Below are 15,251 nucleotides of genomic sequence, written 5' to 3' on the forward strand. Positions count from 1 at the left end.
GGAACAAGGGGATATTTGTATGATGTGAAATTTAACTACCTATGAGTGTAATCAGAACATGAAATATCTGCAGCCTGTATCTGACTACAGCGGATAACAATTTTGTCACAGGTGCTTAGCTTGTGATTGACGGCGGAATAACACGTAAAATGATCTGTGAGCCAAAATCGAATGGATTCTGAGAACAGGAACAGGGAGAAAATTGGGCGCAGCAGTCACCTCTTAGGCGAATGCACATACAATACAGCGAGCAGTTGAGAAAGTGTAGGCTAAGGAGGAGAAAGAGTGGCCGTAATTAAAGCAAACTCGGGGGATGTAAGGGTACTTGCACGGTTGATGCGGGCAGAAGCCGAGGAGGATGGAGATTCTGGCATGCTAATGGTCGGCAATGTTGGCGTCAACCGGATACTAGGCAACTGTCTGGATTTCAAAAACATCCGCAATGTGAATGACATGGTCTTTCAGAGTCCAGGTGGCTTCGAAGCTCCTCAGAAAGGATATTTCTACCAGCGGGCCAGGGAGTCCGATATCCGTCTCGCCAGACGTGCTATCGGTGGTGAACGAACCAGGCCGGCATCTAACGCCCTCTGGTTTTTCCGTCCCGTCGGAGACTGCCCGGCGACCTGGTTCAACCAGCAGAATACCGGCCGGTATAAAGCACATTGCTTTTACACTCCCACAAGCGAGGACTGTCCTGCAGTATACTAAACCGTTCAGGTCGGCGGATGCGGATGCAGCCGGGAATTTCGGTGCTTCGCTTCCGCTGCCCAAATCTGGTTCTACTCCAGGTAGTGTTTCTCTGAGTGACCGTTAGCTTGAGAACGAGCTTCAGCTTACCTTAGGCTGTCCGAATCAGCCTGCACACCAACAATAACTAGGAGGTTTTTTAAAGATGATCGTTCAACCTTACCGCCCCGTTACTTATACGATTGGCAGCAATCCCTCTGGTGCAATGAACAACATGAACAACATGAACAACATGAACAACATGAACAATATGAACAACATGAGCAATGTAGGCAACATGAATAATATGAACGGCATGCATAGCATGAGCCCAATGGGAATGGGAAAAATGGGCACTATGGGTACTATGGGTACTGGTACTATGGGCACCATGGGTACTGGCACTATGGGCACTATGGGTGGTACTATGGGCACTATGGGTACGATGAGCGGACCGCCCCCTCAAGTCACCAGCGGCAGCCCAATGACTCCAACCGGCAACGTAGTATCGACTACCGCTCCAGTCTATGAGCAATCATACATCGAAAACATTTTCCGGCTGAATCTAGGCAAAGTCGGCACCTTTTACTTCACATACGAGAATAACAAAGATTGGAACGCCAAGGTCTATACTGGTGTTCTGGAAGCTGCAGGCCGTGACCACATTATTATCAGCGACAAAACCACCGGACAGCGCATTGTGCTGCTGATGGTGAACTTCGATTATGCTACCTTTGATGAGCCGCTTGTATATCAATACCCCGGTACGATTGGCAATCCTCCGACTACACGCAACTATCGTTAACGACAATACGCATATCCTAGTTTAACAGGGAAACGGCAACACGCCTTTACAAAGGGCGGTTGCCGTTTCTTAGCATTCCGGTGTACTGAGGTTGACGGAAGGGGTATTTAAGATTTAACCTAAGGTAGAAGAAGGATCATTCTTTCACGGAATTACTATTATTGATACAGCGCAAACAAGGATGATATTTTTACACTTGTTCGCACCTGTTTTTATACGCAAAGTAATATTATAATAATGTGTATATATATATATTCGTGATTCCAGTCAGGAGATGAATGCATTGGGAAATTGATTCAGAAAGGAACTGTTGTTGCTGCAATAGCCGACATTTTGAACAAACGAAGGAGGTGGGCCTATCCGCCTGAATCGTGGAGACGGTGGATAGGAGTATAAATTGAGCGACCCTTTACCCGGTATATTACATGTAGGTCTTATTATATTGCTGGTTCTGTTAAATGGCTTTTTTGTTTCGGTTGAATATGCGATGGTGAAGGTAAGAAGCGGACGCATAGATTCCCTGATGGAGGAAGGCAGCAAACAGGCAGTGGCAGCAAGTAATATCGTACACAATCTGGATGGTTATCTGTCCGCCTGTCAGCTTGGCATTACTCTTGCTTCTCTGGCACTTGGTTGGCTGGGAGAACCGGCGATCGCCACGATTGTGGGACCCATTGTAACAAGCCTAGGATTTGGCGAAACTTCAGTGTATGTGATTTCGCTGATTATTGCTTTTATGTTCATCACGGTTCTGCATATTGTACTCGGAGAACTTGCTCCCAAGACAATTGCAGTGAACAAAGCTGAAGCGGTACTTCTGCTAACCGCAGGTGCGATGAATGTTTTTTACCGGATCATGTATCCTTTCATCTGGATCGTTAAAGGTCTGGCCAGCGGTCTGCTGCGGATTTTCCGCTTATCGCCTGCCTCGGAGCTGGCTACAGCACATACGGAGGAAGAAATCCGCATCCTAATGCAGGAGAGCAACAAGAGTGGACTGATCGATAATACAGAAATGACCTTGGTGGATAATATCTTCGAGTTTGCCGATACGATGGCTCGCGAAATTATGATTCCGCGTACAGAAATGATCTGTCTGAACAATAATCTGACGGTTGAAGAAAATATGGAGATTGCCTTTGACGGGATGCGTACAAGATATCCGGTCTGCGACGGTGATAAGGACCACATTCTGGGCTTTATTCATATCAAGGATCTGATCCGGGACAATGCACCCAAATACAATGAACTGATTCGTCCCATTCTTACCGTTCCAGAATCGATTCAGATTAGTGCACTGCTCAAAGTAATGCAGCGTGCGAAGACGCAAATCGCTATTCTGATCGATGAATACGGCGGCACCTCCGGCATGGTTACGCTTGAAGATATCATGGAGGAGATCGTTGGTGAAATTCAGGATGAATTTGACGAGGAGCGCCCTGGGGTAGAGAAGCTGGGAGAGAACGAATTCTCCATTGACGGTTTGATGCTGATTGAAGAGATCAACGACCGGCTGGGGTTGAACATGGAAACGGATGATTATGATACCATCGGCGGCTGGTTGTATTCCAAGCTTGAAGTAAACCCGCCGCAAAAAGGCCAGACATTCGAATTTGATAGTCATTTATTTGCGGTAGAAGAAACAGACAACAAACGGATATCCCGTATTAAAGTAATGAAAGTCGAGTTTTTGGCTGAAGAGGCTGGGGCTTGATCAAATCATAGAAGTTGATCCATGACATGGCGTCAAGAAAGGCGCTGTGTCTTTTTTTGTATAAAAAATCCCTTGGAATAGGGATGTGGAGCAGGTTACTGCAAGTCATAATGAATTGAAAATGACTCTCCTGTGGATGCTTCCCGCATATGGTCGGATAACGCCAGAGGCGGGGGAGTGTTTTCAGCCTCAGGATCCCTTTACGGCGAATGGAGCCTTCTCATCAACAAAGAACTTCGGGGCGTTAGGAAAATAAGAACGTAATGAGAAGTCTGAGGTGGTATGAATGAAGGTTTGCCAATGTGAGAGTTTTAATTATATAATTTTAAAGGAAATACCATCATTTCAACAGTCCCGCCGGGACAGAAAGGAACTCTCATTTGAACAAATCTAAAAAAAACAGTGTCATGGTTCCCCAAATGAGTAAAGCGGAGAAACGCAGGGCAGAGCAGGAACAGCAGAAGCAGAAAACGAGAATTCTGATTATTAGCACAGTAGCCATTGTAGTGATTATTTTCACCCTTCTTTTTATACTTGCGTCGAAGGATTCATCTTCAAATGCAGGTTCAGGCAAAGCGGTTGACTTCAATTACAGTGAACTGCCAAGACTAGGTAAAGCAGATGCACCCGTTAAAATCGTTGAATTCGGTGATTTCAAATGTCCGGCGTGCTCCAATTTTGCAGGTGTCATCAAGCCACAGCTGGCTCAGGAATATGTGAATCAGAATAAGGCTGCTATATACTTCGTAAATATGGCCTTTATCGGTCCGGATTCCGAGACAGCCTCCCTGGCAGCCCTGTCTGTATACCATCAGAACAGTGAAGCTTTTTGGACGTATTACGATGCGATTTATGCCAATCAAGGGGATGAAAAAGCAGAATGGGCTACAGAGGAATTCCTGGTGAATCTGGCTGAGAAACAAAAGCTGCCAATCGATCTGGATCTGTTGCGTAAGGATATCAAGGAGAAGACCTATGAGAGTGAGCTGCAACGTGATATCAGTCTTGCCAAGGATTCAGGAGTAACTTCAACGCCTACTGTATTTATCAATGGACACAAAGTAGATGAGCCTTTCAAAATGGAAGCCATTAAGGCACAGATTAAGTCCGCGTCCGAAGCAGTGAAGGCCGAGTGATGAAGTTCTCTATGTTCTGCAGACGCCACTGTCTCTATCTGGCCTGGTTTGTATCTGTTATTGCAGTAGCGGGAAGCTTATATCTAAGTGAAGTGCTGAAATATGAGCCTTGCAAGCTATGCTGGTTCCAGCGTATCTTCATGTATCCGCAGCTGATTCTCCTGGGAGTAGCTACATACCGGAATGACAAAAAAATTATTCCCTATGTACTTCCATTAAGTCTTATTGGGGGCAGTATTTCTATTTATCATTATGCTGAGCAGAAGATTCCCGCACTTAGCAAGGTGCTCCCGTGTACAATTGGCGTGCCCTGCAATAAAGATTATTTGAATTTTTTCGGGTTCATTACGATTCCACTGCTTGCGCTGATCGCCTTTGCTCTTATCACGATTTTGCTCTGGACCGGACGTAAAGAGGACACAGTAGAGTAGCTGAAGCCACTGCAGAATTTAGAGCACAAATCATTCCTGAAATTTCAGACACAAATGAGGTTCAAAACCCTGAAAAAACACGTGATGACGGGATAATCGCAGAGAATGAAAGATCGCGTTATCTCTCATCTTGGTTTTGCGTAAATTGGATGTTTTTTCATTCTTTTTTCATTTTTTTCACCGCTTTACGGAAGACGTATTGTAGACTATCATTAGACCTTGTGAGAAGTTGAATATGCGCTGAATTTTCCGTATGGAAAAACGGGGGAACCAACATTGGCCTAAGCGCCAAAGGGGTGAATCGGGAACGGTCCGGAAGGGCTGCAACCGTAGGGCTACCACAGCCCGAATCCGCCAGCTAACCTCGTAAGCAATGGTGGGATAATGACGATGCGTAAGCATGCGGATCATTTCCGTATGCTTATTTTTGTGCCTGCATTTATGAAATCCACCAATGAAAACAGCGCACGGTATTACCGTTTCAACGTAAGCAAAGAGAGGAACTGTTATTACAATGGTAAGCAAGGTAAAACGACTATTGATCGGGCGTCCGATGAAGTCGAACGAACTAGATCATGAAAAGTTATCCAAGGTGAAAGCACTGGCTGTCCTGTCTTCTGATGCGCTATCGTCTGTAGCCTACGGAACGGAACAAATCCTGATTGTACTGGTGGCCGCAGGCTTCACAGCCATCTGGTACTCATTGCCAATCGCATTAGCCGTATTGGGCTTGCTGGCTATTTTGATTTTATCCTATCGTCAGACCATCTTTGCTTATCCGCAGGGCGGAGGCGCGTATATCGTAGCCAAGAGCAACCTCGGGGTTCCTACCGGACTCCTTGCTGGCGGATCGCTCCTGGTAGATTATATTCTGACCGTAGCGGTTAGTGCATCAGCGGGTACGGATGCGATCACATCCGCTTTTCCAAATCTTCATAATCATAGTGTGTTAATCGCCGTAACCGTTATTCTGCTCTTGACTATTGTCAATCTGCGGGGCGTTACGGAATCTGCATCTTTCATTGCAATTCCCGTGTATTTATTCGTGGTATCGATCTTCGTGTTGATCATTGCAGGGGTATTCAAATATGCTACTGGCGGAGCCCATGCTAATGTCCCTGAGATTGGGGCAGCGGTATCGAATGTCAGTTTGTTTTTACTGCTTAAGGCTTTCAGCTCCGGCTGTTCAGCTCTGACAGGGGTAGAGGCTGTATCGAACGCCATTCCAAACTTCAAGGCGCCTGCGGAGAAAAATGCAGCCAAGACTTTGATGTTGATGGGAATTATCCTGGGAAGTATGTTTACCGGAATCACACTGCTTGCCTACTGGTACGGAATTACACCGGATACCAAAGCCACGGTTGTATCCCAAATTGCTGAATCTACTTTTGGACGTGGCGGTTTGTACTTTTTCATACAAGGGATTACTGCTGTAATTCTGTTCCTGGCGGCCAATACAGCTTATTCCGCTTTCCCGCTGCTGGCGTTTATGTTCGCCAAAGACAAGTACTTGCCCCATGCATTTATGGTCCGCGGTGACCGCCTGGGCTTCTCAAATGGTATTATCTTTCTAGGTGTATTATCAGCCCTGCTTGTGGCTGCTTTTCATGGAAATACAGAAAGTCTGATTCCTTTGTACGCGGTGGGTGTATTTATTCCGTTTACGCTGTCCCAGCTTGGGATGATGGTGCACTGGTATAAAACCAAACCTAAAGGCTGGCAGAATAAATTTACCGTGAATACGGTGGGGATGCTAACTACTCTGACGATTACTCTGATCTTCATTATTACGAAGTTCTCCAGTGTCTGGATGGCTTTTATCTTCCTGCCCGTTGTAATGTTCGTATTCCACCGTATACACTACCATTACCTCAATACCGCCGATCAGCTGCGTATTTGTCCGGCAACGGATAAGCCCTGCATCAAAGGAAGCACCGTGGTTGTTCCTGTCTCGGGTGTGACACGAGCCGTACTGCATTCGATCAGCTATGCCAAGTCCTTAACGGATAATGTGGTGGCCGTCTATGTTGGGTTCGATGAAGAAGAAATTAACAAAATGGAACAAAAGTGGGAGGAATGGAATCCGGGAGTGCGCTTGATTGTTCTACGTTCCCGCTACCGCAGCATTCTGCGCCCACTGGTCAAATTTATTGAAACAGTCGAGTGGAAGACCGCTTCAACCGATCATATTACAGTACTTATTCCACAGTTCGTTACCAAGCATTGGTGGCAGGCGGTTCTGCATAATCAGACCAGCTTGTTCATCCGTTCTTATCTGATGAATCAAAAAGATATCGTAGTAGCAACAGTGCCTTATCATTTGCACAAATAAGATGTATTTCATAGCACGGCAGTTTCCGGATACTTCGGGAGCTGCCTTTTTTCATGGTATTATTAGGAATAATCAGAACAGTTCAAGGGGAGATTTTTATGGCAATCTATTTCATAATCTATCATATTCTGAAAGGATTAGAATGGACGAACAAAAGCAGGAAGGCATTTCCGGCATCTTATACTAGTATTCATAAAGTAGAGTATTGCAGTGAGACATGGGAAATTTCTCTGGAAAACTTAACAGAGCATCTGTGAAGAAGAACGGGTACTGCAAAAAGAAAATATTTTTATTGACATAGAGAATGAGAATCAATATCATTTAATGAGGCGCGGCGAAGATATACAACCCTCTGAAGCAATTAGATTCTACATATACAGGATTTTATAAATCTACGGTGCTAATTTGCTCTACCTGAGAGAAGAGATCCCTGTGAAACCATAAAACTTTAGGGAGTGAAGATAATGTCGGATCGATTGAACACTGATCAGTTAAGTATTGGGTATGCGGAGGCATTGATTGTCAAAGGACTGAACCTGTCTCTTCCAACAGGGAAAATCACTGCGCTAGTAGGGGCAAACGGCTCAGGGAAATCTACCATTCTCAAGACGATGGCACGTATCATGAAGCCTAAGAGCGGCAGCGTGATGTTGGACGGCAAGTCGATTCATAACCTGTCTACCAAAGAAGTAGCCCGGCAACTGGCGATCCTGCCGCAGAATCCCACTGCACCAGACGGACTTACGGTATCTGAGCTGGTGAGCTATGGGCGTTATCCACATCAGAAGGGCTTCGGTACGCTTACTTCTGAGGACCGCAGCATTATCGCAAATGCGATCTCGGTAACGGGTATGGAAGAGTTCCACGACCGCCCAATTGACCGTCTATCCGGAGGACAACGCCAGCGGGCCTGGATTGCAATGGCTCTGGCGCAGCAGACCGATATTCTTTTTCTGGACGAGCCGACGACTTTTCTTGATATGGCTCACCAGCTGGAGGTTCTACAACTGCTGCAGAAGCTTAATCAGGAAGAAGGGCGCACCATAATTATGGTGGTGCATGATCTGAATCATGCCTCCCGTTATGCCCAGCATATGGTAGCAATCAAATCCGGGAATGTGATTAGTGAAGGGGCACCGGCTGAGGTAATGACGCCAACTGTACTGCGTGAAGTATTCGGGATTGAAGCGGATATTGTCCCTGATCCACGGACAGGAGTGCCACTCTGTCTGCCTTATGAATTGGCAGCATACAAAGCGGTGTGAATTCCTTAAGAACCAGCCTTCGCACAAGGTGAGGTTATAAACGTGAAATGTAACTCATAATGATTATATATGCAGCTGGCCACAGGCTCCCGTCATTGACAAGGGAGCCTGTTCGTTGTTAAAGTTGTGGTTGCCCTGGTTAAATCCCACCTTCCTTAATTGCATATAAATAACGGGGCTCGCTCTTATAGTGAATCAAGGGACATTATTTTTATAGAGTCAAAGGAGCAAAGAACATGAATATCAGCAAAATATATGAGGATCTGCAGCAGCTGGTTCCGACGGGCATGGTGAAGCAGCGTGAGACGCTGGAGAGTTATGTGTTCACACGTATGGGAGGTCAGGCTGATATCCTGGCAGCACCTGCGACGTACGAGGAACTTCAGTCCATTGTTACATATGCCCGTGTAAATGAAATCCCGTTGACCGTTCTGGGTAATGGATCGAATGTCATTATCCGTGACGGTGGGATCCGCGGGATTGTCCTGCAGACAGCTGACTTAACCGAAATGGGACTAAGGGACAATCTGCTCTATGCCCAGTGCGGTGCAAAGATCATCGAAGTATCCAGATTTGCCTTAGAGAAGAAACTTACAGGCCTAGAGTTCGCCTGCGGAATCCCGGGAACTGTAGGCGGAGCTCTATATATGAATGCTGGTGCCTACGGCGGAGAGGTCAAGGATGTGCTGCAAAGTGCACTTGTCATCAGCAAAGCGGGACGGCTAGTGACACTCCAAGGTGACGAACTGGAATGGGGTTACCGCAAAAGTGTCTTTGCCAGCGGCGAATTCATCGTGCTGGAGGCCCGATTTGCATTGCAGCCAGGTGATCCTGTGAGTATCAAGGCGGCCATGGATGATTTGACGCACCAGCGTGAATCTAAGCAGCCGCTGGAATACCCATCATGCGGAAGTGTCTTCAAGCGCCCTCCAGGAAGGTTCGCCGGACAGTTGATTCAAGAGAGCGGACTTCAGGGAATAAGAATCGGGGGAGCCGAAGTGTCGCGCAAGCATGCTGGATTCATTGTGAATACCAATCATGCCACGGCCAAGGATTATATTGGTTTGATTCATCATGTTCAGTCTGCGGTTAAGGATAAATTCGGAATAGAGCTGGAGACGGAAGTTAAGATTATTGGAGAAGAGTAACATATTACAGGACGCAGTTCATATACCGCGTCCTGTTTTTTTGTATGGAGCATTGTTGCCTGAGAATGAGTGTATTCAGCTTTTGGAGATGGAATATTTGGCTCTATCTGTCCGCAGTTCAACCTGACCGTCATGAACTGTATCCAGTTGAAGCCCGCTGACAGCAATCTCGTAATTCAGCTGGGGCAGTGGTACAAGCTTGCCATCCCTGTTCAATGTGTTGCCTGTGCCCCGCAGAATCAGTGCACTGTCCAGATATTCATCAATAACATCTTCGGCATCACGATAATCCACGGTTGCCAGATTGAAGTGGACAGTGTCCAGGTCTTTCATCTCCTGTTTGTCAATCACCAGGGTTTCGCCCCCTTGGGCGGTCAGCCAATCCATTAATTTCTGTACACTTTGATCCATCAGTTGATCCCATCCTTATCAAGAAGATTATAGAAATTAAGTTACCCTTTTCTTCGAAATTGAATCCAGTCTTCTGAATACTGCTTTTAGTTGGATAATGGAATATAGTTTAATTACTTTAATAATTCATGACATTAATAAAATCACTGCCGAACCTGCAGATGATTGTAATATTCTTTTCTAGTGTAAATTACTATCAGGCACTTCTATTTATATCTGAGCTATTTTAGTTAAGGAAGGTGAATCTATTGTGGAGTGCTCTGTTATGGGGGGCCATTTCCGGCTCTGCTGTGCTACTTGGAGCGCTGCTGGCGTTATATCTGCCGATCCCGAACAAGTTGATTGGATTCATTATGGCTTTCGGTACGGGGGTACTCATTGGTGCGGCGGCGTATGAACTGCTGGATGATTCGGCCAATGAAGGGGGGCTTATCCCGGCCATTATCGGATTCACAGCCGGTGCAGTGGTGTTTACACTATTTGACTGGTATATCTCGCACAAAGGCGGTGCAGGACGTAAACGATCCGTCAGAGACAGCAGCAATACGAAGGCGCAGGGAGGTGGTATGGCTATTTTTGCGGGAACAGTGCTGGATGCTATTCCGGAATCGATTATGATCGGTGCCAGTCTGATCTCCGGTCAAGGGGTCAGCATGCTGCTGGTTGTTGCTATCTTCATCAGCAATATTCCTGAAGGCTTGTCCAGTACGTCAGGGCTTAAGCAGGACAATTACAGTAGGGGTAAGATCGTCTTATTATGGCTCGGCGTTCTTGTGATATCCACCATCGCATCGGGTGCAGGATACTTGTTCATGGATCATGCCAGCGGATCTACGACTGCGCTGATCGCCTCTTTTGCCGGGGGAGGAATTATCTCTATGGTATCCTCCAGCATGATGCCCGAAGCCTATGAGGAAGGCGGACCGCTGACCGGACTTGTTGCCGCGATGGGGATGCTCTGTTCACTGATTTTGGATCATCTGTGAGGGTTGTCAACCCACCGCCCGGCATGGTATAGTTCAATTCGCCAGTAATATCATAAAGAAGAATTCTGGGCCTTGAGCACAGGAGAGGTTCGCAAACTCCCTCTATAAAAAACTAAGACCGTTTTGGCATAAATCATCCCGGAAATAAGGGGTCCAGGAAAAGTGTAGGCAGCCGCCTGTACTTCTCTTCCTGTTATGCTGTGCGCAAAAAGACAGCGCCTGTCAGTCAGCATTATACATCCGTTCGAATTGGGTGGGAGGCGTTTCTTCTTAGTAGAGCCAGGTTTTCGAAACTCGTTCTTCTTTCCAGTTCCGGTGAACTGCCGGAGGAAAAGAGAGGGGTTTTTTTGTCATGTCAGAAGGCAGATTGAAAGAGGAAATGCAGGAGGTTACCCTGCTGGGCAATCAAGGAACAACCTATAAATTCGGGTATGATCCGGACATTCTGGAGGTGTTTGACAACAAGCACCCCGACCGCGATTATTTTGTGAAATTCAATTGTCCTGAGTTTACGAGCCTGTGTCCCGTGACCGGCCAGCCGGATTTCGGCGCCATGTACATTTCGTACATTCCGGAGCAAAAAATGGTGGAGTCCAAGTCACTTAAGCTCTATCTGTTCAGCTTCCGTAATCATGGGGATTTCCATGAAGACTGTGTAAACATCATTATGAATGATCTGATCTCCCTGATGAAGCCGCAATATATCGAAGTCTGGGGTAAGTTCACCCCGCGTGGCGGGATTTCCATTGATCCTTACTGCAACTGGGGGCGTCCGGGAACCAAATATGAAGCGATGGCCGAGCACCGGCTGATCAATCATGACCTGTATCCAGAGAAAGTGGACAACCGTTAAACCGGGGCAAGTGAGAGGAGAATAACCGATGAACAAAAAAGCTTTAGTCGTATTCAGTGGCGGCCAGGACAGCACAACCTGCCTGATGTGGGCATTGCGGCAGTTCGAAGAGGTTCAAGTGGTGACCTTCAATTATAATCAGCGCCACGCTGCGGAGATTGAGGTCGCCAAGGAAATAGCCGAGAAATTCAATGTGAAGCAGCATATTCTCGATTTGGGCCTGCTGAATCAGCTGGCGCCTAACGCGCTGACCCGGGATAATATAGAGATTGCCGCCGGTGAAGGGGAGGAATTGCCGAGTACATTCGTGGATGGGCGTAATCTTCTGTTCCTGTCTTTTGCAGCGATTCTTGCCAAACAGCTTGGGTATGCCAACATCATTACGGGGGTATGCCAGACCGATTTCAGCGGATACCCGGACTGCCGGGATGTATTTGTGAAATCACTGAATGTCACTCTTAATCTATCCATGGATTACGAGTTCGTCATTCATACGCCGCTGATGTGGCTGGATAAAAAAGAAACCTGGAAGCTGGCCGACGAGCTCGGATATTTTGACTACGTTCGTGAGCATACGCTAACCTGCTATAACGGAATTATTGGCAGCGGATGCGGCACCTGCCCGGCTTGTCTGTTGCGGAAACGTGGCTTGGACCAATATGAAGCGGAACGAAATGAGGTCGTATCCTGATGATGGGCGAAGTATCTGTATGCAAAATCTTTACTTTTGACTCCGCTCATCAATTGGTAGGCCACAAAGGGAAGTGCAGCAACCTGCACGGCCATACCTACAAGCTGGAGGTCGTACTGAAGGGCAAGCCGCTGGTAGGAGAGGGACACTCTGACGAAGGGTTTGTCATTGATTTCAGCGACATCAAGGCAACGGTGCAGGAGAGTCTTCTGGACCATCTGGATCACGCTTTTCTGGCTATGGGGAATGAGCCTGTATTGGAGACACTGGTAAACACAGGTTCAAAGGTGGCACTGCTGTCGTTCCGTACCACGGTGGAAAACATGTCGGCATATATTGCCTACCGTCTGAAGCAGGCCTCACTCCCGCTGTATTCCGTTAAGCTGTGGGAGACTCCAACTTCCTGGGCGGAAGTGCTGGCAGCGGATATTCCTGATGAGGGGCCATCCTACCGCCTGTATGGGGGCTGTGACTGTGAGTAAGCTGCCGGTAATTGAGATGTTTGGTCCAACGATCCAGGGTGAAGGTGCGGTAATTGGTGTCAAAACCATGTTCGTCCGCACCTACGGCTGCGACTACCGCTGTAGCTGGTGTGATTCCGCTTTTACCTGGGACGGATCGGCCAAGGATAAAGTAAAGATGCTTTTGCCTGAGGAGATTATGGATGAGCTCACGCTTCTTGCCGGGGATAATTTTGATTGTGTGACCATCTCCGGGGGTAACCCTGCACTGATTGGTGAAGGAGTGGGCACATTCATCGATTTGCTTCACGAGCGCGGGATTCAGGCAGCCATTGAAACGCAGGGCAGCAGATGGCAGGACTGGTTCTACGATGTGGATGTGCTTACCATTAGCCCTAAGCCGCCAAGCTCAGGGATGAAGACCGATTGGAAGATGCTTGATGGCATTATGAACAAACTGAAGACCCAAGGCAAGTCTGCCTACAGTCTGAAGGTTGTAGTGTTTAATGATGAGGATTACCAATATGCGAAAAGCATCCACACCCGCTATCCGGAGGTCCCGATTTTCCTGCAGCCTGGCAATGATGATGTTACGGAAGAGGGAGACATTTCGGCCCGTCTGCTGGGACGGCTGGAATGGCTGTTCAATCTGGTCATCGCTGATTCTGAGATGAATAAGGCGAGGGTGCTCCCGCAGCTGCACGCACTCATTTGGCATAATAAACGGGGAAAATAATTTATAAACTGGATAATCAGCCGGACTTCTGCACTGCAGAGGTCCGTTTTTTTTTGGATATTCGCAAGTTGGAAGCAACTGTTACAAAAATGAAGCCGTATCATTTCCTGTTCTGGTATAATTTTTAGCGTAGATATAGGGCTCGTTATTATTATATGAATGAGGAGAGATTATCCAATGGCAAATGATTCTACTGCGTTAGTTATCATCGATGTTCAAGAAGCAATGTATTCTTATCCAGACATGAAGCTGTATGAGGAGGAGAAAGTGACGGGCAGAATCGTCTCCCTCCTGCATAAAGCACGGGCAGCAGGCGTTCCGGTTGTATATATTCAGCACACAGAAGATCAAGAATACACTAAGGGGACTCCCACCTGGCAGATCAGCCGACATGTCACCCCGCTGGAAGGTGAGTTGATTGTCGAGAAGCCTACCTGGGATGCCTTTCACCGGACAAATCTGCATGATAAGCTTCAGGAACTAGGCATTACCAACCTGGTGATCTGCGGTATGCAAAGCGAGTTCTGTCTGGATACCACCACCCGACGGGCATTCAGCATGGGATACTCCAGTGTGCTGGTTGAGGATGCGCATACTACCTTTGACAATGAAAGCTTAAGCGGGGGCGAAATTGTAAAGCATCACAATTCTGTCATTGGAGGGAGATTTGCCAAACTTCTTAAGGAACAAGTGGTGGAATTCTAATGGATACCGCCAAAGCAGCCATGAAGCCAATCCGGCGTTCCCCCCTGAGACTTTTTGCCGGAAAACAGTATTTTACCTGGAAAAGATACGGGCAATGGGTAATACAAAGGAAGAAGAGAGCCAAGGTGCATCTTGCAGAAGACCTTCATTTTCGTTCCGCCAGTCATGCAACACCGCTGCTGCGCAGTCTGCGGAATGTTGATATGCAGCTCCAGTATAACAAGATAACAAACCTGAAGCTTGCTGTCTCGAAGCTAAATGGTCTGATAATACGCCCCGGTGAGACATTTTCTTATTGGCAGAACATCGGAAAGCCGACCCGGCGGAAAGGGTACCTTGATGGGATGGTTCTGTATTACGGCGGATTTCGTTCCGGAACCGGGGGCGGCTTGTGCCAGTTGTCCAATCTCATCTACTGGATGACTCTGCATACGCCGCTTTGTGTTACGGAACGTCACCGCCACAGCTACGATGTATTTCCGGATGAACAACGCACTCAGCCTTTTGGCAGCGGGGCGACCTGTGCTTATAACTATCTGGATCTGCAGCTCCTGAACCCGACCGAAGAAACTTATCAGCTTAGACTGTGGCTGGATGACACTCACTTATATGGGGAATGGCGCTGTGATGCCGAACCACTCTATACGTATGAAGTATACGAAGCGGAGCATGTGATCAGTCTGGAACCGTGGGGAGGTTACATCCGCAGAAACCGCATCCGGCGCAAGGTAATGACGCCTGAAGGCGAGTTGGTGGCCGATGAAGCGGTTGCCGAGAATGTTGCACTGATGATGTATTCCCCGCTCTTGCATGGATAAACCTGAAGGATTTGGGGGCATAACATAGTATGG

16 protein-coding genes and 2 riboswitches are annotated in these 15,251 nt (G+C 47.3%); of the genes, 15 read left to right on the top strand and 1 reads right to left on the bottom strand.

Translation table 11 applies throughout. The features are described 5' to 3' along the window. The first annotated feature begins 285 nt into the window (after positions 1–285). The 8 genes from A3844_RS30000 to murB all read left to right on the top strand — a co-directional run bounded on the left by A3844_RS30000 (position 286) and on the right by murB (position 9,557). Positions 286–708: a cell wall hydrolase gene (locus A3844_RS30000; RefSeq protein WP_074084481.1), complete on the top strand. Its 423-nt coding sequence runs from the start codon at positions 286–288 to the stop codon at positions 706–708. 424 nt (positions 709–1,132) lie between these two features. Further along, a complete protein-coding gene (gerQ, locus tag A3844_RS30005; protein WP_244169899.1) occupies positions 1,133–1,531 on the top strand; it encodes a spore coat protein GerQ in 399 nt (132 codons plus the stop codon). A gap of 397 nt (positions 1,532–1,928) precedes the next feature. Next, positions 1,929–3,245: a hemolysin family protein gene (locus A3844_RS30010; RefSeq protein ID WP_074084479.1), complete on the top strand. Its 1,317-nt coding sequence runs from the start codon at positions 1,929–1,931 to the stop codon at positions 3,243–3,245. Between the two features lie 380 nt (positions 3,246–3,625). After that, the gene (locus A3844_RS30015; protein ID WP_083607097.1) at positions 3,626–4,381 is read left to right on the top strand and encodes a DsbA family protein; all 756 of its coding nucleotides are present in this window, start codon (positions 3,626–3,628) and stop codon (positions 4,379–4,381) included. Then, positions 4,381–4,812, top strand: a complete 432-nt coding sequence (locus tag A3844_RS30020; protein WP_074100705.1) for a disulfide oxidoreductase — start codon at positions 4,381–4,383, stop codon at positions 4,810–4,812. The genes A3844_RS30015 and A3844_RS30020 overlap by 1 nt, the downstream gene beginning before the upstream one ends. Before the next feature lie 228 nt (positions 4,813–5,040). Next, a riboswitch (cyclic di-AMP (ydaO/yuaA leader) is annotated at positions 5,041–5,200 on the top strand. Positions 5,201–5,326: 126 nt separating this feature from the next. Further along, the gene (locus A3844_RS30025; RefSeq protein WP_074109410.1) at positions 5,327–7,144 is read left to right on the top strand and encodes an APC family permease; all 1,818 of its coding nucleotides are present in this window, start codon (positions 5,327–5,329) and stop codon (positions 7,142–7,144) included. Between the two features lie 464 nt (positions 7,145–7,608). Beyond that, entirely contained in the window at positions 7,609–8,409 is an 801-nt protein-coding gene (locus A3844_RS30030) for an ABC transporter ATP-binding protein (protein ID WP_074100707.1), read from the top strand. Positions 8,410–8,645: 236 nt separating this feature from the next. Further along, on the top strand, positions 8,646–9,557 hold the full coding sequence (murB, locus tag A3844_RS30035) for a UDP-N-acetylmuramate dehydrogenase (protein WP_074109411.1): 912 nt from the start codon (positions 8,646–8,648) through the stop codon (positions 9,555–9,557). A gap of 75 nt (positions 9,558–9,632) precedes the next feature. On the opposite strand, the gene ymzB is transcribed toward murB, so the two are convergent. After that, positions 9,633–9,968, bottom strand: a complete 336-nt coding sequence (ymzB, locus tag A3844_RS30040) for a protein YmzB (RefSeq protein ID WP_074109412.1) — start codon at positions 9,966–9,968, stop codon at positions 9,633–9,635. 248 nt (positions 9,969–10,216) lie between these two features. Between ymzB and A3844_RS30045 the strand changes: the two genes are divergently transcribed. From A3844_RS30045 to A3844_RS30075, 7 genes are all read left to right on the top strand, one after another. Next, on the top strand, positions 10,217–10,954 hold the full coding sequence (locus A3844_RS30045) for a ZIP family metal transporter (RefSeq protein WP_074084473.1): 738 nt from the start codon (positions 10,217–10,219) through the stop codon (positions 10,952–10,954). Positions 10,955–11,032: 78 nt separating this feature from the next. Then, positions 11,033–11,076: riboswitch (PreQ1 riboswitch) on the top strand. A 230-nt stretch (positions 11,077–11,306) separates the two neighbouring features. Beyond that, on the top strand, positions 11,307–11,807 hold the full coding sequence (queF, locus tag A3844_RS30050) for a preQ(1) synthase (protein ID WP_074084472.1): 501 nt from the start codon (positions 11,307–11,309) through the stop codon (positions 11,805–11,807). A gap of 28 nt (positions 11,808–11,835) precedes the next feature. Next, positions 11,836–12,498, top strand: coding sequence for a 7-cyano-7-deazaguanine synthase QueC (queC, locus tag A3844_RS30055; RefSeq protein WP_074109413.1), 663 nt, complete (start codon positions 11,836–11,838; stop codon positions 12,496–12,498). Beyond that, positions 12,498–12,980 (top strand): 6-pyruvoyl trahydropterin synthase family protein, encoded by a 483-nt coding sequence (locus A3844_RS30060; RefSeq protein WP_074100577.1) that lies wholly within the window; start codon positions 12,498–12,500, stop codon positions 12,978–12,980. Before queC ends, A3844_RS30060 begins: the two co-directional genes overlap by 1 nt. Next, complete coding sequence (queE, locus tag A3844_RS30065) at positions 12,973–13,695, top strand: 7-carboxy-7-deazaguanine synthase QueE (RefSeq protein ID WP_178381934.1); 723 nt, start codon at positions 12,973–12,975, stop codon at positions 13,693–13,695. Before A3844_RS30060 ends, queE begins: the two co-directional genes overlap by 8 nt. Positions 13,696–13,872: 177 nt before the next feature. Further along, positions 13,873–14,400, top strand: coding sequence for a cysteine hydrolase family protein (locus tag A3844_RS30070; protein WP_074100576.1), 528 nt, complete (start codon positions 13,873–13,875; stop codon positions 14,398–14,400). Next, positions 14,400–15,218, top strand: coding sequence for a VanW family protein (locus tag A3844_RS30075; protein WP_244169895.1), 819 nt, complete (start codon positions 14,400–14,402; stop codon positions 15,216–15,218). The genes A3844_RS30070 and A3844_RS30075 overlap by 1 nt, the downstream gene beginning before the upstream one ends. The last annotated feature ends 33 nt before the right edge of the window (positions 15,219–15,251 follow it).

This window comes from Paenibacillus helianthi, from assembly GCF_001909055.1.
GTDB classification, from domain to species: Bacteria; Bacillota; Bacilli; order Paenibacillales; family Paenibacillaceae; genus Paenibacillus_AQ; species Paenibacillus_AQ helianthi.

Excerpts from the sequence above, each read along its gene's own strand:
- gerQ (WP_244169899.1), top strand. The coding sequence starts at position 1,133 with ATGGGCACTATGGGTGGTACTATGGGCACTATGGGTACGATGAGCGGA.
- A3844_RS30020 (WP_074100705.1), top strand. The coding sequence starts at position 4,381 with ATGAAGTTCTCTATGTTCTGCAGACGCCACTGTCTCTATCTGGCCTGG.
- A3844_RS30025 (WP_074109410.1), top strand. The coding sequence starts at position 5,327 with ATGGTAAGCAAGGTAAAACGACTATTGATCGGGCGTCCGATGAAGTCG.
- A3844_RS30030 (WP_074100707.1), top strand. The coding sequence starts at position 7,609 with ATGTCGGATCGATTGAACACTGATCAGTTAAGTATTGGGTATGCGGAG.
- murB (WP_074109411.1), top strand. The coding sequence starts at position 8,646 with ATGAATATCAGCAAAATATATGAGGATCTGCAGCAGCTGGTTCCGACG.
- ymzB (WP_074109412.1), bottom strand. The coding sequence starts at position 9,968 with ATGGATCAAAGTGTACAGAAATTAATGGATTGGCTGACCGCCCAAGGG.
- queF (WP_074084472.1), top strand. The coding sequence starts at position 11,307 with ATGTCAGAAGGCAGATTGAAAGAGGAAATGCAGGAGGTTACCCTGCTG.
- queC (WP_074109413.1), top strand. The coding sequence starts at position 11,836 with ATGAACAAAAAAGCTTTAGTCGTATTCAGTGGCGGCCAGGACAGCACA.
- A3844_RS30060 (WP_074100577.1), top strand. The coding sequence starts at position 12,498 with ATGATGGGCGAAGTATCTGTATGCAAAATCTTTACTTTTGACTCCGCT.
- A3844_RS30070 (WP_074100576.1), top strand. The coding sequence starts at position 13,873 with ATGGCAAATGATTCTACTGCGTTAGTTATCATCGATGTTCAAGAAGCA.
- A3844_RS30075 (WP_244169895.1), top strand. The coding sequence starts at position 14,400 with ATGGATACCGCCAAAGCAGCCATGAAGCCAATCCGGCGTTCCCCCCTG.